Annotated in this window: 17 protein-coding genes and 1 tRNA gene; 8 read left to right on the top strand and 10 right to left on the bottom strand. The window is 72.5% G+C overall.

What is annotated here, in order from left to right; all coding sequences use genetic code 11:
• Positions 1-89 precede the first annotated feature (89 nt).
• The 3 genes from ACYBSK_RS06445 to ACYBSK_RS06455 form a co-directional block, all read right to left on the bottom strand.
• Positions 90-293 (bottom strand): FmdB family zinc ribbon protein, encoded by a 204-nt coding sequence (locus tag ACYBSK_RS06445; RefSeq protein WP_457475889.1) that lies wholly within the window; start codon positions 291-293, stop codon positions 90-92.
• Positions 294-322: 29 nt separating this feature from the next.
• Positions 323-859 carry a DUF4383 domain-containing protein gene (locus ACYBSK_RS06450; protein ID WP_460245443.1) on the bottom strand — a complete coding sequence of 179 codons (537 nt, stop codon included), beginning with the start codon at positions 857-859 and terminating at the stop codon, positions 323-325.
• 62 nt (positions 860-921) lie between these two features.
• On the bottom strand, positions 922-2,352 hold the full coding sequence (locus tag ACYBSK_RS06455; protein WP_460245444.1) for a hypothetical protein: 1,431 nt from the start codon (positions 2,350-2,352) through the stop codon (positions 922-924).
• A 171-nt stretch (positions 2,353-2,523) separates the two neighbouring features.
• Here ACYBSK_RS06455 and ACYBSK_RS06460 point away from each other — a divergent pair.
• Both ACYBSK_RS06460 and ACYBSK_RS06465 read left to right on the top strand, forming a co-directional pair.
• Positions 2,524-2,595, top strand: a tRNA-Val gene (locus ACYBSK_RS06460).
• A 67-nt stretch (positions 2,596-2,662) separates the two neighbouring features.
• Positions 2,663-2,863, top strand: a complete 201-nt coding sequence (locus tag ACYBSK_RS06465; protein ID WP_460245445.1) for a hypothetical protein — start codon at positions 2,663-2,665, stop codon at positions 2,861-2,863.
• A 624-nt stretch (positions 2,864-3,487) separates the two neighbouring features.
• Here the strand turns inward: ACYBSK_RS06465 and ACYBSK_RS06470 are convergent.
• Positions 3,488-3,877 carry a hypothetical protein gene (locus ACYBSK_RS06470; protein ID WP_460245446.1) on the bottom strand — a complete coding sequence of 130 codons (390 nt, stop codon included), beginning with the start codon at positions 3,875-3,877 and terminating at the stop codon, positions 3,488-3,490.
• A gap of 123 nt (positions 3,878-4,000) precedes the next feature.
• On the opposite strand from ACYBSK_RS06470, the gene ACYBSK_RS06475 reads away from it, so the two are divergent.
• Complete coding sequence (locus ACYBSK_RS06475) at positions 4,001-4,234, top strand: DUF2277 domain-containing protein (RefSeq protein WP_457475893.1); 234 nt, start codon at positions 4,001-4,003, stop codon at positions 4,232-4,234.
• Here the strand turns inward: ACYBSK_RS06475 and ACYBSK_RS06480 are convergent.
• The gene (locus ACYBSK_RS06480) at positions 4,222-4,854 is read right to left on the bottom strand and encodes a DedA family protein (protein WP_457475894.1); all 633 of its coding nucleotides are present in this window, start codon (positions 4,852-4,854) and stop codon (positions 4,222-4,224) included. The genes ACYBSK_RS06475 and ACYBSK_RS06480 overlap by 13 nt on opposite strands.
• Before the next feature lie 240 nt (positions 4,855-5,094).
• On the opposite strand from ACYBSK_RS06480, the gene ACYBSK_RS06485 reads away from it, so the two are divergent.
• Complete coding sequence (locus ACYBSK_RS06485) at positions 5,095-5,628, top strand: superoxide dismutase family protein (protein ID WP_460245447.1); 534 nt, start codon at positions 5,095-5,097, stop codon at positions 5,626-5,628.
• 67 nt (positions 5,629-5,695) lie between these two features.
• Here ACYBSK_RS06485 and ACYBSK_RS06490 read toward each other — a convergent pair whose 3' ends face one another.
• The 4 genes from ACYBSK_RS06490 to ACYBSK_RS06505 form a co-directional block, all read right to left on the bottom strand.
• The gene (locus ACYBSK_RS06490; RefSeq protein WP_457475896.1) at positions 5,696-6,145 is read right to left on the bottom strand and encodes a DoxX family protein; all 450 of its coding nucleotides are present in this window, start codon (positions 6,143-6,145) and stop codon (positions 5,696-5,698) included.
• A gap of 96 nt (positions 6,146-6,241) precedes the next feature.
• Positions 6,242-8,224: an FAD/NAD(P)-binding protein gene (locus ACYBSK_RS06495; protein ID WP_460245448.1), complete on the bottom strand. Its 1,983-nt coding sequence runs from the start codon at positions 8,222-8,224 to the stop codon at positions 6,242-6,244.
• Positions 8,225-8,786: 562 nt separating this feature from the next.
• A complete protein-coding gene (locus tag ACYBSK_RS06500; protein ID WP_460245449.1) occupies positions 8,787-10,424 on the bottom strand; it encodes an alkaline phosphatase D family protein in 1,638 nt (545 codons plus the stop codon).
• Between the two features lie 100 nt (positions 10,425-10,524).
• Complete coding sequence (locus ACYBSK_RS06505) at positions 10,525-11,160, bottom strand: HNH endonuclease family protein (protein ID WP_460246969.1); 636 nt, start codon at positions 11,158-11,160, stop codon at positions 10,525-10,527.
• A 250-nt stretch (positions 11,161-11,410) separates the two neighbouring features.
• On the opposite strand from ACYBSK_RS06505, the gene ACYBSK_RS06510 reads away from it, so the two are divergent.
• A complete protein-coding gene (locus tag ACYBSK_RS06510) occupies positions 11,411-12,157 on the top strand; it encodes a DUF4142 domain-containing protein (RefSeq protein WP_457475899.1) in 747 nt (248 codons plus the stop codon).
• Between the two features lie 160 nt (positions 12,158-12,317).
• The gene (locus ACYBSK_RS06515; protein WP_460245450.1) at positions 12,318-13,013 is read left to right on the top strand and encodes an HAD-IA family hydrolase; all 696 of its coding nucleotides are present in this window, start codon (positions 12,318-12,320) and stop codon (positions 13,011-13,013) included.
• A 308-nt stretch (positions 13,014-13,321) separates the two neighbouring features.
• Here the strand turns inward: ACYBSK_RS06515 and ACYBSK_RS06520 are convergent, their stop codons facing one another.
• A complete protein-coding gene (locus ACYBSK_RS06520; protein WP_460245451.1) occupies positions 13,322-14,026 on the bottom strand; it encodes a peptidoglycan-binding domain-containing protein in 705 nt (234 codons plus the stop codon).
• Positions 14,027-14,421: 395 nt separating this feature from the next.
• Here ACYBSK_RS06520 and ACYBSK_RS06525 point away from each other — a divergent pair, with 395 nt between their 5' ends.
• Together ACYBSK_RS06525 and ACYBSK_RS06530 are read left to right on the top strand one after the other, a co-directional pair.
• Positions 14,422-16,479: an MDR family MFS transporter gene (locus ACYBSK_RS06525; protein ID WP_457475902.1), complete on the top strand. Its 2,058-nt coding sequence runs from the start codon at positions 14,422-14,424 to the stop codon at positions 16,477-16,479.
• Between the two features lie 556 nt (positions 16,480-17,035).
• Positions 17,036-17,677, top strand: a complete 642-nt coding sequence (locus ACYBSK_RS06530) for a hypothetical protein (protein ID WP_457475903.1) — start codon at positions 17,036-17,038, stop codon at positions 17,675-17,677.

Below are 17,677 nucleotides of genomic sequence, written 5' to 3' on the forward strand. Positions count from 1 at the left end.
TTAGCTGCCGAGATAGGGCGGAGTCGGGGACGGCGTTTTAAGCCTCTGCGGCGATTGAGCAGCGGGGTTCGGGGCGGAGCCCCGGGGTGTCAGCCGCAGCAGCCGCCACCGCAGCAACCACCGCCACCCCCACCACCCGCTGAAGCGCCCCCCGCCACCGCCACCGCGGACAGCAACTTCACCGTGTCCTCGTGCCCGGAGGGACACGTGGCCGGATCGGACGACGCCGACATCGGACGGCTCAGCTCGAACGTCGTCGTGCAGGTACGGCAGCGGTACTCGTAACGTGGCATGCGCCAAGAGTACGGGCGCGCCCAGGACTTCAGCCGCCGGTGTGCCGGGCACGCCAGTACGGGTTGTCGTGCGGCAGCGAACCGCTCACCCGGCCGTACATGCCGAAGACCATCAGCAGCAGCCCCACGACAAAGCTGAACAGCACGTTCTGGATGCGGAACGCCAGGACGTTCAGGCCGGTGTCGAGCAGCGCCAGGTTCACGAAGCCACTGACGATGAACAGGACGCCGAGCGTCATGTTGAGCGTCGAGGCGAAGTTGCCGCCGATGACCATGCCCACCAGCAACAGCAGCCCGACGCAGATCGACAGAACGCTCAGCGCGCCGTTCGTGCTGAGGCCCGCGACCGTGTCCCCGCGGGTGTCGAAGAAGCCGATCCTGTCGATGAGCCCCAGGATCCCGAAGGCGAGCAGGACCAGGCCCATCAGCCCGGCCCCCGTGCGGTAGACCCTGCTGAGACGGTGGTCGACCGGAAGGTGCTCGTCGAGAGTGACGCGACGCCGGGTCCGGTTCCGGGTGGGGGTCCCGGGCCGTGGGCCTCCGGGACGCAGTACGTGCGTGGACATGATCGCCTCGCCTCCTTGCGTACTGCTTCAAGGATCCGCCCGTCGCCCCGCGAACGCCAACGTCAGGCGCCGCCGCCCCGGTCCTCCCGGATCTGCGTGACCACCCGCGCCACCGTCCGCCGCACACCTTCCGTCTCCGTCAGGAAGTGCCAGTAGTCGGGGTGCCGGCCCTCCAGACCCGCGACGGCGCGGTCCAGGCGGGCCACGGAGTCGTCGAGGGGGCGGGCGTGCCGCGGGTCGGGCGTGGAGCGGCCCGCCATGGCGAGGCGCTGGGCGTCACGGATCGCGAACCGGGTGCGGTCGATCTCCGCGCGCGGATCCTTCGCCACCGCGTTCAGCCGCTGCAACCGCTCGGAGGCCGCCGACACCGACTCGTCCGTCGCGTTCAGCAACGCCCGCACCGTGGACAGCAGCGCCGTCGCGTTCGGCCAGTCCTGGCTCTCGCGGGCCGACCGCGCCTCGGCGATCTTCGACTCGGCCTGCCGCACGTTCCGCGCGGCGGTCTCGGGGACGGACTGGAGGTCCTGCCAGCACGCGGCGGTGAACCGGCGCCGCAGCTCGCTGAGGACCGGCTCGACCTGTCCCGCCCGCGTCTGGAGCGCCTGCGCGCGTGTGCGCAGGGAGACCAGGCGGCGGTCGATCTCCGCAGCCCGCTCGGGCAGCCGCTCGGCCTCCGCCCGTACGGTCTCCGCGTCCCGCGCGACCCGCTCCGCACGCTCCAGCGTCTCCGGTACGCCGTGCTGACCCGCCCCCTGGTTCAGCCTGGTCAGCTCCGGGCCGAGGGCGGCGAGCCGGGCCGCCAGGTCGTCGGCCTTCAGGCCCGCCTCGCGTACGGAGTCGAGCGCGGTCGTCGCGGCGAGCAGGGACTGCCGGGCGCGCTCCACGGACGGGGCGAGCCGGGCCAGCTGCGTCTCCGCCTTGCCGAGCAGCGGGCCGATGCCCTGCGTGAAACGGTCCAGGTCCTGCTTGACCTGCGTCAACTGCTCCTTGGCCTGCGTCAGTTGGGCGTGGGCGCGGGAGGCGGCGGACGCCTCCAGGTCGTCCCGGTCCAGGTCGTGGGCGTCGACCGCGGTGATGTACTGCGCGCTCACCTCGTCGATCCGGCGGCCGAGCGTCGCGAAGTCGTCGACGGCGCGGCGGGCGGCGGGGGAGTCGTCGACCGCGGTGATGGTCTCTATCGAGATGCGCAGGTCGCGCTGGGCGGTGTCCAGCTCGTAGAAGGCCGCGGCCGCGTCGTCCTTGGCGGCCTGGGCCTGCGCGCGCTGCGACTCGGCGCGGCCCCCGAACCACCGCCGGGTGCCTCCCGTGTTGAACGCGCCCGTGAGCGTCACCGCAAGGAGCGGGAGCGGGAGGACGGCCAGGGTGAGGGTGTCCCTGAGGGCACTTCTGAGGGCCGGGGCGGAGCGCCGGGACGTGCGGGCGGACGACTGACGCGGGTTCCTCGTGGTCGTCGTCGCCGTCACTAACCTCTCCCGCGCTGTCCGTGCCGTCATCAGCCCTGCCCGGTCCATTCTCCCACCGGTTAATGACGAACACACGAGCCCGTTGGTTCGCGGTTCGAAGAGTGACTTTCGCCCGCCTCGTCCCAGGCCGTCACAGGTTTGCGGACCATGGCCGCCGGCAAGGTAGGCTGTCGTCTCGTCCTGGCGCTACGCCGGGATCACGGGCGCGTAGCTCAGGGGTAGAGCGTCTGCCTTACAAGCAGAATGTCGGCGGTTCGAAACCGTCCGCGCCCACAGTGAGTGAGTAGTCAGCAGGTCAGAGGCTCTCCGGTGATCACACCGGAGAGCCTCTTCCGTGTTCGTGCGCGCGGCTGCACCACGCAGTCGAGGTGGCTACGGGGCGCAGCCGTGCGCATCGTTCAGGTGCGCCGACAAGGCGGGCGGCCCCCACGCCGACCGCAAGGCCCTCGGTGTCGCGGCCGGCATGCCGCGCTCCCGGCTCTACCGGATCCTGGAGAAGTACGGGCGACCGGCGAACCGGCGTACGTCCGAGGGCAACTAGGTCGTCGGCTGGCCAGCCCTTCTTTGGTGCGCATGGAGCGATACGGTGGGGCCGCCGAGGGGGGCTGGGCTGGGGGGCTTCGGGCGTGTGCCCCTTCGTGTTCGTCAGGGGGGGGCTTGTGGGTGCTGGGAAGGTCGAGCGTCGGGCTCGGGAGGCTGCTCTGCGTGCGGTCACGGTTCGCGAGCCATGGGCGGCCGCGCTGGTTTTTGGCCGGCTGCGGGAACTGCCTCGGCCAACCGCGACGGCGCACCGCGGCTTGACGCTCATCACCGCAGGGCGCCAGGAGGATCGTGCTGCCGTCCTGCCCAGTGGGCTCCCCGAGTATCCGTTCCTCGACTGGCCTGGATACAGGGACTGGCCGGCGCATGTGTGGCCTCGTCACTTCGGCGGCTACTTCGCAGCGGGGCGCTTGACGGACTGCCGTCCTGGCGACTCAGGTGGCTGGATCTGGGAGTTCGAGGAGGTGCGGCCTCTGCGCCGTGGGATGCCGGTGCGTGGGCGAGCGGGAGCTTGGCGGCCCGCTCTGGGCGATGTGCGCGTACTCGAAAGTTTTGAGGACTTCTGGGCCGGTTGAGCCCGCCGAGGAGCAGGTTGGTCATGCGGCGGCACGCTGAACGAAGGCCCTCAGGCGATCAAGCCCGGGGGTCTTCGTCGTGTCCGGGGGGGCTGGTGTGGTGCCTCGTCGTGGACGTGTTTGAGGCGGGCGCGGGCGCGGACCGCGTCGGTGCCCGACAGTTCGGTCCAGTAGCGGTGGCAGGTCACGAAGACCGCCAGTTCCAGTTCGCGCCTGCGGAGCTTCTCCACCTCGGCCTGGTCGTCCTCGCTCCAGCCGGGCGAGGCCGCGCGTTCCATCTTGCGCCAGCCCTGGGTGTCTATGACGGCGTCGTGGGGCTCGACCGACCAGGGCAGCCGCTTGAGCAGGGCGATGAGCTCGGCCCTGATCTGATGCAGCTCGGCCTGGCCGGCGAGGAGCTCGCTGGGGAAGTCGAATTCGGAGTCGTCGATCGCTGCCACCCCCCAATGGTACGTCTGTTCGAATTTGAGATGCGAGCAACTTCGCGTAGTTCATCGGGGAGTTCACGCGAACGTGTGGTCGAACGCCGGGTGCCGGCCGCGTTTCGGCGGCAGACTGGAGGCATGTGCCGCAGCATCAAGACCCTCCGCCCGCCCGCGCTCCCCGAAGAGGCCACCGAGGACGAGATCCGGGCCGCAGCCCTGCAGTACGTACGGAAGGTGTCCGGGTTCCGGGCGCCGGCCGCGCACAACCGCGAGGTGTTCGAACGGGCGGTGGACGACATCGCCCGCGCGACCGCCGAGCTGCTCGACGGCATCGAGGTGCGCGGGCACCCCAGGGCGGCTCAGGCCTCCTGAGCCGCCGGGGCCGGCCTGCGCATCACGTACGCCGCCACCGCGCCCGCGCCCACGAGGGCGAGCACCGAGACGACGGTGGAGAGCCAGCTCGCGCCGAGCCACTGGGCGCCGAAGTAGCCCAGCGCCACGCTGTACGCGGCCCAGGCCACGCCCGCCGCGGCCGACCACGGCAGGAACTCGCGGACGCGCCGGTGCGCCGTGCCCGCCGCGAACGAGACGACCGAGCGGCCCGCGGGCGCGAACCGGGCGATGATCACCAGCAGCCCGCCGCTGGAGCGCGCGAGCGCCCCGCCGAGACGTTCCTGCGCGGTGGTCAGGCGCCGCGAGCGGGCGAGGGCGCGGTCCAGGCGCTCACCGCCCCGCCGGGCGATCCGGTAGGCGACCAGGTCGCCGAGCACCGAGGCCGTGGCGGCGCAGAGGGTGAGGGCGAGCAGGTCCGGGAGATTCGGGTGCGGCACGCCGCCGGTGGCGGCGGCGCCGCCCGCGGTCGCGGTGGCCGCGGCGATCACGAGGAAGCCGCTGGGCAGCACGGGCACGAACACGTCGAAGAGGACGGAGAGCGCCACGATCGCGTAGATCCATGAGCTGTCGGCCAGCGACCCCAGGACACTCTCCAGCACTGTTCGCCTACTCCCGTACGGACCGATCCGGTTCTCTCCGGCCGTTCCCTCCCGACAGGAGCGGCTTGTGTGACAGCTGTACAGCGTACGCCTCAAGAGGGGCTCAAGTGACGAAAGGGGCGCAGATGTTCCGGATCTCACGTTCCCGCGTGTTCCTCCCGTGATCGGTCGGTCACGTCCCGTACCAACGAGCCAGTACGAGGACGGGCCCGTGGCCCCGAGCGAGCGGAGGAATCGGAAATGGTGGCAGGAATGGTGACCGGCGCCGTGGCGGCGGCCGTGCTCGCGGCGGGCGGTGGCGCCGGGCACACGGCGGACTCCTCCTACTGGATGCGGGCGGAGGCGCGGTTCGCGCCGCCCGCCGCGCTCGTCCCGTCGTCGGCGATCACGTACGACATGGGCCTGGTGCCCGCCGCGTCGTCGATCGCGGTGTCGCAGCGCGGCAGCGACTCCGGGATGACCGTGAGCATGCGGGTGCGCGGGCTCGTGCCCGGCCACGCGTACGGCGCGCACGTGCACACCGGGGCGTGCGGCGCCGACCCCGAGGATGCGGGCGGGCACTACCAGAACATCGTGGACCCGGACCGGGAGAACGCCGAGAACGAGGTCTGGCTGGACTTCACGGCCGACGCGAACGGCGACGGCGCGGCACGGGTCCACAAGGCGTGGGGGCTGCGTTCCGGCGAGGCGAGGTCCGTCGTCGTCCACGACGAGCCGGGCGGGTCGGGGGACCGCGTGGCCTGCTTCACGGTGCCGTTCGTCGCGCAACCGTGAGGGCGTACGCGTACGGCCGCGGCCCGCGCTCCTGCTTCCGGAGTGCGGGCCGCGGCCGTCGTGGGGGTCAGGCCGGGACGGCCTCGCGGGCGGGGGCGTCGTCCTCGGCGCGCGCGCCGCGTCCGGCGAAGAGGCGGTCGAGGCCCAGCGCGCCGGAGCCGGTGAAGACCAGCAGCAGCATCGCCCAGCAGAACAGCACGGAGGGCTCGCCGCCGTTCTGGAGCGGCCACAGCGCTTCGGGCTGGTGGACCTTGAAGTACGCGTAGGCCATCGAGCCCGACGCGATGAAGGCGGCGAAACGGGTGCCGAGGCCGAGCAGTACGAGGCCGCCGCCGACGAGCTGGATCACGGCGGCGTACCAGCCGGGCCAGGTTCCGGTGTCGACGGTGCCGCCGCCGGCCGCTCCGCCGAGGACGCCGAAGAGCGAGGCGGCGCCGTGGCAGGCGAAGAGCAGGCCTATGACGATGCGGAAGAGGCCGAGGGCGTAGGGCTGGGCGCGGTTGAGACGTCCAGTCATGGTGGGGCTCCTTCGGTCGGTGGGGACGTAACCGAGAGCACCGGCGCGAGGAGCGCCTTCGTCGCCGCTGCCGCCACCGGTGTGGGGCGCCAAAGATTAGGGGAACCTAACTAGTGCTTGCAAGTTCAACATTCGGCCATGATCGGCCTCCGGGTCGGCCGCTGTGCCGGTGCCGCGCAGGGCTGCTCGGGCCACCGCGTCGGCGTCGGAGAGGGTGACCGAGTCGACCCCGGGGCGGGCGCCCGCGGCGGTCACCCAGTGGACCCCCTCGGTGGGCACGCCGAAGGCGAACCTCCGCGCGTGCGGCCGACCTTGACGGTCGATCAGGTGGTACGGGCGCGGCGTGACGTCGAGGCCTCCGGTCTCGTGTCCGTCGACCGTGTGGGGGCGGGCGGCGCCGGTCTTGAGGAGTCGTACCAGCAGGTCGTCGGCGGTTCTGCGGACGTCGGGCTCGGGCAGCCGGGCCTCGACGAGTGTGGTGACGCTCACGCTCGAACCGGGTACGTCGGGCGAGTGCGCGACGAAACGTCCGTCCCGCGCCGTCACCTCCATGCGGGGTCCCACGACGGTCAGCACGCCCGCCTCGATCAGCGCGGTCAGCTCCTCGATGCGGCGCCGGGGCGGGCCGATCGACAGGGACGCGTTGAGCGGGGTGTACCAGCGGTCGAGGTGGTCGCGGCGCGAGGCGCCGGACAGGCCGCCGTGGTCGACGACGAGCCGTAGCTCGTTGCGCAGGTCGCGCAGCACGTCGAGGGCGGCTTTGACGGGTCCGTCGACGTTGCCGAGCGCGGCGTGGGCGGCGTCCTCGCGAAGATGGCCGAGAAGCCAGGCGCGCCATGTGGCGGGAGAGGTGTACGTGCGGCCGGAGGCGGGGCGGGAGACGCGGCTCCAGGACCAGTGGAGGGCTTCCGGTATCCCGAATTCCCTGAGTGTGTCGGCCTCTTGGGGGGAGCGGTGCGGTGCGTCGAGGAAGCGCTCGCGGAAGGCGGGGGCGAGGTCGGGGCGGCGGTCGCCGGTGTCCGTGGTCGCGGTGGGCGTGGTTCTGAGGAGCGTCGTGTAGTAGACCGTCTCGACCTCCTTCGCGACCAGCGGCCATATGTCGGTGAGGAAGTCGGGGGCGTCGCCGGAGTCGGCCCGTTTGCGCAGCCGGGATATCAACTCGGGTGTGAGTACGGCGGGTTGGTGGCGGCCGTGCGGCCCCTTGGCGTTGTCGCCGCGCGCCTGGTGCGGGACGCCGCGGCGTGAACCCGCGTACAGGCGGGGCTCGTTGCCCGAGGGGACGTAGCGCAGGCCGCCGTCCGGGGCGGGCACGTGGCGGCCGCCGCGGCCCTCCGTGAACAGGGCCATGTGGTCGAAGAAGTTGAGGCCGAGGCCGCGCAGCAGCACCGGTTCGCCGGGGGCGACGGGGGTCGGGTCGAGGTCGGCCGGGTTGGCGGGCGGGACGTGGCGCAGCCCGTGCCGCCGGGCGTACGCGGTGAGTTCGCGCTCGGCCGGGGTGGGGGTGGCCGGGAGGTGGCCCTGGGTGAGGACGACGGCGTGGAGGCCGGTCAGGAGGTCGCCGCCTGCGAGGGTGAGGGTCTGGGTGCCGTCGTCCGTGTCGCCGAGGTGGGTGGCGCGGGTGGTGTGGGTGACGACCTCCACGGAGGGCGGGGCGGCGGCGACGGTTTCGGTGAACACCCAGCGCAGGTAGCGGCCGTACTGGGCGCGGGTCGGGTAGGCGTCGGGGCCGAGCGGGGTGTCGTGGTGCCGGGCCCACTCGTACAGGCTCGGGCCGGGGCGGATCGGGCCCGAGCAGTCGACGCTGTCGTCGGTGAACAGGGTGACCTGGGAGGCGACCGTGTTCATGAGGAGTTCCGGGGCCTGGTCCGTGCGCCACACGCTGCCGGCGCCCGGGGGGTGCGGGTCGATCAGGTGGACGGTGAGGTGGGCGCGGGGCGGGAGGAGTTCGTCCGCCGAGGCGAGGAGGCGTTCCAGGACGCTGGTGCCGCGGGGGCCGGCGCCGACGATCGCTATCGCGATCGCGAGAGGGGCGCGGGTGAGCTCTGCGTGGGGGGCGGGCAAGCGGGACTCCCGAGGCATGTGGGGCTGCGGGGGCGGGTGGTGCGGCTCATCATGCCGTTTCCCTGCGGGGGGCGGTGCGGGTGTGGCCTGTCTCACCCCGGGGTTGCGCTTTGCGCCTGCGGCGGGGCGGGGCCTCGTGGCGCTCACCCGGGGGTGCGCTTCCCGCCTGCGGCGGGGTGGCGGCCTCGTGACGCTCAACCCGGCACCGGGCGCCGCTTCCGGCCTGCGACGGGGTGGACGCCAACCGAAGGCGCTGCCCGCACCGGGGTGCCGCCTTGCCCACCCTGCCGCCCCTGGCGGCAGATTGCCCAAGGCGGGGCGGGGCGGGGCCGGGCCGGCCGCTGTGGGTGGGGGGCCGGGGTGGCGTCAGATTGCCCGAGGCGGGGCGGGGGCGGCTGTAGTGGGTGGGGAGGCGGCTGCCTGTGGTTGGAGGGCGTCGGCATTTCGGGTGGGTGGGGCTATATGGAGCCTCTGCGGCGATTGAGCAGCGGGGGCCGGGGCGGAGCCCCGTGGCGTCCAGGTGGGGGCCTGCTGTCCGCGGGGGGCTCCGAACCGTTGCGGCGATTGGGCAGCGGACCGGTCAGGTGAGGTCGCGTTCGTGGGTGCGGGCCAGGCCCCGGCGCCGCGTCGCCTGGTCGAGGGTCAAGGTGGCGGCCCGGCCGCGCAACGTCAGCGTCATCAACTGGTTGCCGAACCACGGCCCACCCGTCTTGCGCCACGAGATCGGCGTCGCCCCCGCAAGCGCGTGCCGGGCGAACCGGCGCCCGAGGACCCGCCCGAACCGGCTCCAGCCGAAGCGGAAGCCGACCCGTATGGACGCCGGGACGGAGTTGTGCACCGGCGAGCAGGTGAGTTGCAGGACCCGCGCACTCGGGGCGTCGACCCCGTCCGGCCACGTCGGCTCGGCCACGTACGCGTGATGCACGTCCCCCGACAGCACGGAGATCGTCGCGGGCGCGGCGACCCCCGCCCCGGCCTCCGCGATCAGGTCGGCCAGCGCCGCGAACGACGTCGGGAACGCCGCCCAGTGCTCCAGGTCCGCCCTGCGCCGCAGATCCTCCCCGAACCGCGCCCAGCGCGCCCCGCGTTCCCCCCGGCACAACGCCGCGTTCCACCCCTCCGCGTCATGGATGAGGTGCGGGAGCAGCCAGGGCAGCGAGGTGCCGATGAGGAGGTGGTCGTACGTGCCGCGGTCCGCCAGCGCCTGCTCGCGCAGCCACTTCGCCTCGCTGGGCGCGAGCATCGCCCGGTGCTGCTCGTCGAGGACGCGGGCCGCCCGCGTGTCCACCATCAGCAGCCGTACGCGGCCGAAGTCCCGCCGGTAGCTCCACCGGACCGAGGCCGGATCCGCGTCGGCGCGCGCCGCGAACTCCCGCAGCGCGTCCGTGCCGTCCGGCGTCGCGCGCACGGCCGCGTAGACGGGGTCGGTGGCGAGCGCGGCCGGCGAGAGATTGCCGATGTGCTGGTGCACCCAGTACGACATCAGTCCGCTCAGCAGCCGCTCGCGCCACCAGGGCACCTCGCGCATGTCCGCGAGCCACGCGGCGCTGGTGTTCCAGTCGTCGATCACGTCGTGGTCGTCGAAGACCATCGTGCTGGGGACCGTCGAGAGCAGCCAGCGGACTTCCGGGTCCAGCCACGACTCGTAGTACAGGTGCGTGTACTCCTGATAGTCCGCCACCTCCGTGCCCGGCGGATCGGCCAGGTCGCGGCGGCGGGCCAGCCACGCCTGCGTCGCCGGTGAGGTCTCGTCCGCGTAGACCTGGTCGCCGAGCAGGACGAGGACGTCGGGGCGCTCGGCGGCCGGGTCCGCGGCGATGCGGGCGGCCAGGGTGTCGAGGGCGTCGGGTCCGACGGGGTCGTGCTCGTCGGCGGGCGGCGCCGCCCAGCGGCAGGAGCCGAAGGTGACGCGGACCGGGCCCCCGGCCTCGTACGCCGGGGTGCGGATGGTGCTGGCCGGGAACGGGGAGTCCGGCAGCGGCCACACCGGGCCGCCGCCGTCGAGGATCACCTCGTACGGGGTCTCGGTGCCGGGCGTGAGGCCCGTGACGGGGACGAGCGCGTAGTGGTGCCCGTCGATCTGGAACGTGGGCGCGCTGCCCGACGCGCCGTCCGCGCAGCGCACCTCGGCGACGCAGGGCCGGCTCGCCTCGACCCACACCGTCGCCGTCTCCTCGTCCACGTACCGCAGCAGTGGTCCAAGGCGCAGCCTCGCCACGTGATCGCCTCCGCTCGTGTCCCCGACGTTCCGGCACCGTACGGTACGGAACGCCGGAGGCGGGCGGGGCGGTTCCCGCTGTTCCGAGGGCCGGGCGGGATCAGCAGCCGCTGAGGCCCGACTGGATCGCCGACTTCTCGGCCGAGTCGACGCTGAGCGCGTAGTAGTGCTTCACGTGCACCCACATCCGCAGATACGTGCAGGTGTACGCGGTGCGCGAGGGCATCCACTCGGCGGGGTCCTGGTCGCCCTTGGACTGGTTGACGTTGTCGGTGACCGCGATGAGCTGCGGGCGGGTGAGATCGTTGGCGAAGCCCTGGCGCTTCGTCGTCGTCCAGGAACTGGCCCCCGACTTCCACGCCTCGGACAGCGGGACGATGTGGTCGATGTCCACGTCGGACGCGGCGGACCAGGTGGCGCCGTCGTAGGGGGAGTACCAACTGCCGGACGTGGCGGCACAGTTGGAGTCGGTGACGACGTTCGTGCCGTCGCGCTTGAGGACCGTCTCGCGGGTGTTGCAGGCGCCGGACTGGGTGATCCAGTGCGGGAACAGATCGCGGCTGTAGCCGTCGGAGGAACCTTCCGCCTTCACCGTCAGCTCGGAGAGGTACGTACGTGCCGTGGCGGCGCTGATGGGGGTGGGCGGGGCCGCCTGGGCGGACGGGGCGGCCAGCAGGAGGGCGAGGGTGGCGGCGCCCGTGGCGGCGAACGCTCGACGCGCGTAGACCGGGCGTATGCGGGAGGAGGGGGTGGTCCGGCGCATGTGAACTCCCTGGAGGTGGGGTGGAGTTGACGGACGTGTGCCGAGTGGCAGGGACGCGTCAATATGGTGGCGGGGAAGCGGGCGGTCCACAAGTGGGCACGGCGAAACGAGAGTTGGCGAGGGGCGGGCGCGAAAAAGAACGGCGGGATTTTCGGTGATCACTGATTGGTTCGCGCCCCGCGTCCGTACTCTCCGGTATCCCTCGTCCCTGACTGGAGGCACCATGAGGCTCTCGCGCTCCACGGCCGGAAACCTCTTCGTGATCGGCTCGTTGGTCGTGACCGTCTCGGCTCTGGCCTACCCGGCCCTGATCGGCGTGGAGGCGACGTCCACCGCGCAGAACCGCGTCATCGCCAACACCCGCTGGGGGCCGCTCACCGAGGCCGACCGCGACTTCGTGGTCAAGGTCCGGTCGGCCGGGCTGTGGGAATTCCCCCTGGGCCAGGAGGTCTTGAAGCGGGGGACGAGCCCGGAGGTGAAGGAGGCGGGGCGGCATCTGATCGTCGGCCACGCGCTGCTCGACGCCAGCTGCCGCAAGATCTCCCAGGAGATGAACATCGCGCTGCCCAACCAGGCCACGCCGCAGCAGCAGCAGTTCGTGGCGACCGTGCAGTCCAAGCGCGGCAAGGAGTTCGACTCGACCGCGTCGAACATCATGCGCGTGACGCACGGGCAGATCTTCCCCGCCGTCAGCAATATCCGGGCCACCACGCAGAACACCGAGGTGCGGCGGCTCGCGAACGAGGCGAACGACGTCGTGCGCGACCACATGGAGGTCCTGGAGAAGACCGGGCTCGTCAACATGGACCAGGCGCTCGCCGAGCAGACCGGGCCGCCGAAGCTCCCGAAGGACCAGATGACCCCGCCCGCACCGCAGGCCGGGGCGCCGCAGGTGGCGCTGGAGGCGCCGCCGGGGCTGCCGAATCCGTACACGAAGACGTTTCCGTCGTCGCCGGCCACGACGCGGTGAGGGCGTGACGGGGGTGCGGTGAGGGGTGAGGAGGGGGGTGGGTGGCGATCTTGGCGGACGTCTTTGTATCGTGGAGGAACAAAGTGGCACCCGCCCGTTAACCCTGACCAGCGGGCGGGGCCGCCTTGTTTCTTTCGCCTCCGCAGTCTGGAGTCAGACGATGACGGCCCTGCCCACGTCCACGTCCACGTCCACGGCGCCCACGGTTCTCAAGGCGCGCGCTCTCCTCCTCGACATGGACGGCACGCTCGTGAACTCCGATGCCGTCGTGGAGCGCATCTGGCGGCGCTGGGCCGCCGCGCACGGGTTCGACGCCGAGGAAGTCCTCGCCGTCGCGCACGGGCGCCAGGCGCACGCCACGCTGGCCGAGCTGCTGCCTGGCCGGCCGATGGCCGAGAACTACGCCGACAACGCGCGGATGCTCGCCGAGGAGACCGCGGACGTGGAGGGTGTGGTGGCCGTGCCCGGCGCGCCGCGCTTCCTGGAGTCGCTGGTCGCGGGCGGCGTTCCGCACGCGCTGGTCACCTCCGCCGATCTCGCGCTGTCCACCGCGCGGATGGGGGCGGCGGGGCTGGCGTATCCGACGGTGCGGGTGACCGCGGAGAACGTGGGGGCCAGCAAGCCGGATCCCGAGGGGTTCCTGAAGGGTGCGGCCGAGCTGGGGGTGGATCCGGCGGACTGCGTCGTCTTCGAGGACTCGGGGGCGGGGATCGCGGCGGGGCGCTCCGCGGGGATGCGGGTGGTGGGGGTCGGGCCGCGTGCGGGTGAGCATCGGCCCACGGTGTGGGTGGGGGATCTTACGGCTGTGCGGGTTGAGGTTGTGGCGGGTGGGGGTGTGGAGCTGCACGTGGGGTGAGGGTTGCCTGCGGCGCTTTTGGGGGTAGGGGTGTGGCCCCCTGGGCGTGGGTGCGCGGTGCCGGGGTTGGGGTGCGCAGTTCCCCGCGCCCCTTTGGGGCGTAGTGGTTGTGCCCCTCGTGTGGGGTGCGCCGTGGCGGGGTTGGGGTGCGCAGTTCCCCGCGCCCCTTTGGGGCGTAGTGGTTGCGCCCCTCGTGTGGGGTGCGCGGTTCCTCGCGCCCCTTTTGGGCCACAGTGGTTGTGCCCTCGTGTGGGGAGCGCGGAGATGGGGCTGTGCGCGCAGTTCCCCGCGCCCCTTTGGGGGCGGGGTCAGCCGCCGGTTTCGCGTTCGAGGGCGGTGCGGGTCGGGGGGCCGTATTCGCCGAGGCGGTCGTCGCGGATGCCGCGGGAGTACTGGTAGGTGCGGACGGCCGACTCCGTGGGGTTGTTGTAGTGGCCGTTGATGTCGTCCACGTAGAGGTGCAACTGCCGCAGGCGGCGCTGGAGTTCGGCGACCTCGGGGCCGCGGTCGCCGCGGCGGAGCGTGGTCGCGCGCGTCGGTGTGGGGGTCGGGGACGCGGAGCGGGTGGCGGAGGCGGAGGGGCTCCGTTTCGGCTTCTTGCTGGTGGTGCTGGGTTCGGGCGTCGTCGACGGGGAGGGCGTCGCTGACGTCGTCGTCCGCGTCGGTGTGGGGGGCGGGGCGGTGGAGTGGGTGGGGGACGGGGTCGTGGAGCGTTTGGGGGTGGGTGGCGTGGTGGGAGAGGCGGGCGCCGTCAGGGACGTCGTCGTCGCGGCCGTGTTGTCCGTGGCCGAGGCGCCGTCGCCGCCCGGGGACGTGATCAGTACCGTGACCAGCGTCGCCACGCTCAGCACGCCCGTGACCGCGGAGAGCAGCAGGATGCGGCCCTGCCGGGACGGTTCCGCCGGTTCCGCGTCGTCGTCGGCGTCCTGCGCGGGAGCGCGCGGTGGCGGCGGGTACGCGTACGGATCGGCGGCCCGCGGCGGGGCGGGCTGCGAGGGCTCCGAGAGCGACACGTAGGGACGGACGCGGAGCGGAGCGAAGGCCTCCGGCTCGCAGGCGCAGGACGGCGCGCCGTCGGAACCCTCCCGTGTGCCGCATTCCGGGCATGTACGGCGTTCATCGCTCACTGTGTGGAACCCCCTCCGAAGCGCTCCGGCCCCCCGCCGAACACGCTGCAAGCGCATTATGCCGCCACGCCGCAAGCGCATTATGCAGACGCGCGGGCCCCGGCCGCAGCGCCGGTCCCGTAAACGCTCGTCAGCGCCGTGCCGTACCCCGCGATGCGCGGACCGCTCGGAAAACCTCCGGCGCCGCACGACTCAACAGGCCAAACCTGGTCACACCTACCAGGATGGGAAGTACCAAGCACCCGGCCACGTCCGTGCCGGGAAGGCTTCGGAGGTGGGCCATGAGCAGCCAGGACATCGAGGCCGTCGGGCCGGGCGACGGCGGCCGCGCCGCGCCCGCCGCGCCGAAGGAGGGCGCCAAGTCCGGCGGCGTACTCGTCTCGATCGGCGCGCTGCTGCTCGGCATGCTGCTCGCCGCGCTGGACCAGACGATCGTGGCGACGGCCCTGCCGACCATCGTCAGCGACCTGGGCGGCCTGGAACACCTGTCGTGGGTCGTCACCGCGTACATGCTCGCGGCGACGGCGGCGACGCCGCTGTGGGGAAAACTCGGCGACCAGTACGGACGCAAGAAGCTCTTCCAACTGGCCATCGTCATCTTCCTGGTGGGCTCGGCGCTGTGCGGACTCTCCCAGAACATGGGGCAGTTGATCGGCTTCCGTGCCCTTCAAGGGCTCGGCGGCGGCGGCCTGATGGTGCTGTCGATGGCGATCGTCGGCGACATCGTCTCGCCGCGCGAACGCGGCAAGTACCAGGGCCTGTTCGGGGCGGTCTTCGGCGCGACGAGCGTGCTCGGGCCGCTGCTCGGCGGACTGTTCACCGAGCATCTGAGCTGGCGCTGGGTCTTCTACGTCAATCTGCCGGTCGGCGTCGTCGCGCTGCTGGTGATCGCCGCGGCGCTGCACATCCCGGTCCGCTCGCGCAAGCACCGCATCGACTACCTCGGCACGTTCCTCGTGGCCTCCGTCGCCACGTGTCTCGTGCTCGTCGCCTCGCTCGGCGGCACGACGTGGGCGTGGGCCTCGCCGCAGATCATCGGGCTCGCGGCCCTCGGGGTCGTCCTCGCCGTGGTGTTCGTCTTCGTGGAGTTCAGGGCGGCGGAACCGGTCCTGCCGATGCGGCTGTTCCGGGTCCGCACCTTCACGCTCTCCGCGGTCATCAGCTTCGTCATCGGCTTCGCGATGTTCGGCGCGATGACGTACCTGCCGACGTTCCTCCAGGTCGTCCAGGGTGTCTCGCCGACCATGTCGGGTGTCCACATGCTGCCGATGGTCTTCGGCATCCTGCTGTCGACCACGCTGTCCGGGCAGGTCGTCAGCCGCACCGGGCGCTGGAAGGTGTTCCCGGTCGCCGGTACGGCCATCACCATGGTCGGGCTGCTGCTCCTGCACAACATGGACGAGCACACGGCCACGGGCGTCATGAGCCTGTACTTCTTCGTCTTCGGCGCCGGCCTCGGACTGGTCATGCAGGTCCTGGTGCTGATCGTGCAGAACGCGGTGCCGTACGAGGATCTGGGCGTCGCCACGTCCGGGGCGACGTTCTTCCGGTCCATCGGGGCGTCGTTCGGTGTGGCGATCTTCGGCACGATCTTCGCGAACCGGCTCGCCGGCCGGCTCGGGGACGCGCTCGCCGGGCAGCAGCTGCCGCCCGGGGTCACGCCCGACTCGCTCGGCGCCGACCCGCGCGGGATCGCGGCGCTGCCGCCGGGCGCGCAGGAGCCGGTCATCCACGCGTACGCCACGTCCATCACGGACGTCTTCCTGTACGCGGTGCCGATCACGCTGCTCGCGTTCGGGCTGGCGCTGCTGCTGCACGAGGATCCGCTCAGGGGGTCGGTGACCGCGCCCGACGCCACGCAGACGCTCGCCAGCAATCCCGTCGAGCGGTCGTCGTACGACGAGGCGGTACGGGCGTTGTCGACGCTCGGGAGCCGGGAGGGGCGGCGGGCCGTGTACGAGAAGATCACGGCGCGGGCCGGGTACGACTTGCTGCCCGCGGCGAGCTGGCTGGTGCTGCGGACGTATCGCAACGGGTGGGCGGAGCCGGGGGTGCTCGCGGAGTACACGGCGATTCCGCTGTCGGTGATCCTGGACGCGGCGCGGCAGGTGGAGGAGCGGAGGCTCGCGGTGCGGGAGGGGCCGGATCTGGTGCTCACGGAGGAGGGGCGGGTGGTGGCGGAGCGGTTGGCGGCGGCGCGGGAGGAGTCCCTGGCGGAGCTGCTCGGTGACTGGTGGGGGCCGGAGCGTCCCCGCGACCTCGTCCGGCTCGTCGCCGACCTCAACGCGGAGATGTGCGGGTCCGATGCGGAGCGGCCGCATGCGGGGGCCGGAGCGTAACGCCGGCGCGGCCTTCCGTGGTCTTCGGTGCGGTCTGCCTCCGCCGGCTGCGGCCTGCACCGGGGTCGGTCCCTCCCGCATGCGTGGCCTGCACCGCGGTGCCCCGGGGTTGACGCCCACCGCGGGTGCTGCCCGCACCGGGGGCCGCCTTGCCCACCCTGCCGCCCTTGGCGGCAGATTGCCCAAGGCGGGAGCGGCTCCCCGCCGGGGGAGGGGAGTGGTGGTGGGGGGAGCGCCTGAGGCGGGTGCGGCTTCCCCGTCGGGGTGGGGAGTGGTGGTGGCGGGTGTGTCCAAGGCGGGGGCGGCCTCCCGCCGGGGGTGGGGAGTGGTGGTGGCGGGGGCGGTCTCCCGCTGGGGGTGGGGAGTGGTGGTGGTCGGGTTCCTGTGGGCGGGGGCAGGTGGTTGGAGCCTCTGCGGCGATTGAGCAGCGGGGTGCGGGGCGGAGCCCCGGGCTTTTGGGCCGCCGCGCCGGGTGGGCTCGAGTGGGGTGGATCTGTTTCAGGTGGGCGGGAGCGGCAACTCGGCCGGTGACAGCCACAGTTGAGGGAAGGTAGTCATGTCCACAGGCGTGATCATCGCTCTGATCGTGGTGGGGGTCGTGATCGTCCTCGCGGCGGGCGCCTTCGCCGCACGCACCACACCCCGCGGCGGACGCGGCCTCAGGCGCAGGTTCGGCCCGGAGTACGAGAGGACCGTCGCCCGGCACAACGGTGACACCAGGGCCGCCGAGCAGGAGCTGGCCGAGCGGGTGAAGCGGCACGGCGCCCTGCGCACGCAGCCCCTGGACCCCGTCGCCCGCGAGCGCTATCTGACGCGCTGGGCCGACGCCCAGGAACGGTTCGTCGAGTCCCCGGACGTTGCCGTCGCCGAGGCCGACATGGTCATCGCCGACCTGGCGCGGGAGCGCGGTTTCCCGGACGGCGGGAACCACGACGAGCAGTTCGACGCGCTCTCCGTCCACCACGGCCCGCACGTCCACGGCTACCGGCGCGTGCACCGCGCCGCGCACCCCCGTGCCGACGAGGGCCAGGCGGGTACGGAGGAGCTGCGCGAGGCGATGCTCGAGGCGCGGCCGCTCTTCGACGAGCTGGTCGGCCCGGACCGCGCCACACCGCGCGGCACCACGACCGCGCCCAAGAACGACCACCGGGACAAGCGGAACGGCGTCTTCAAGGGACGCCTTGCGAAGGGGAGTTGA

This window comes from Streptomyces sp. BYX5S, assembly GCF_054724165.1.

Coding starts and splice junctions, on each gene's coding strand:
- ACYBSK_RS06450 (WP_460245443.1), bottom strand. CDS start 859: ATGTCCACGCACGTACTGCGTCCCGGAGGCCCACGGCCCGGGACCCCC.
- ACYBSK_RS06445 (WP_457475889.1), bottom strand. CDS start 293: ATGCCACGTTACGAGTACCGCTGCCGTACCTGCACGACGACGTTCGAG.
- ACYBSK_RS06485 (WP_460245447.1), top strand. CDS start 5,095: ATGGTGGCAGGAATGGTGACCGGCGCCGTGGCGGCGGCCGTGCTCGCG.
- ACYBSK_RS06490 (WP_457475896.1), bottom strand. CDS start 6,145: ATGACTGGACGTCTCAACCGCGCCCAGCCCTACGCCCTCGGCCTCTTC.
- ACYBSK_RS06510 (WP_457475899.1), top strand. CDS start 11,411: ATGAGGCTCTCGCGCTCCACGGCCGGAAACCTCTTCGTGATCGGCTCG.
- ACYBSK_RS06455 (WP_460245444.1), bottom strand. CDS start 2,352: ATGACGGCACGGACAGCGCGGGAGAGGTTAGTGACGGCGACGACGACC.
- ACYBSK_RS06530 (WP_457475903.1), top strand. CDS start 17,036: ATGTCCACAGGCGTGATCATCGCTCTGATCGTGGTGGGGGTCGTGATC.
- ACYBSK_RS06495 (WP_460245448.1), bottom strand. CDS start 8,224: ATGCCTCGGGAGTCCCGCTTGCCCGCCCCCCACGCAGAGCTCACCCGC.
- ACYBSK_RS06525 (WP_457475902.1), top strand. CDS start 14,422: ATGAGCAGCCAGGACATCGAGGCCGTCGGGCCGGGCGACGGCGGCCGC.
- ACYBSK_RS06515 (WP_460245450.1), top strand. CDS start 12,318: ATGACGGCCCTGCCCACGTCCACGTCCACGTCCACGGCGCCCACGGTT.
- ACYBSK_RS06475 (WP_457475893.1), top strand. CDS start 4,001: ATGTGCCGCAGCATCAAGACCCTCCGCCCGCCCGCGCTCCCCGAAGAG.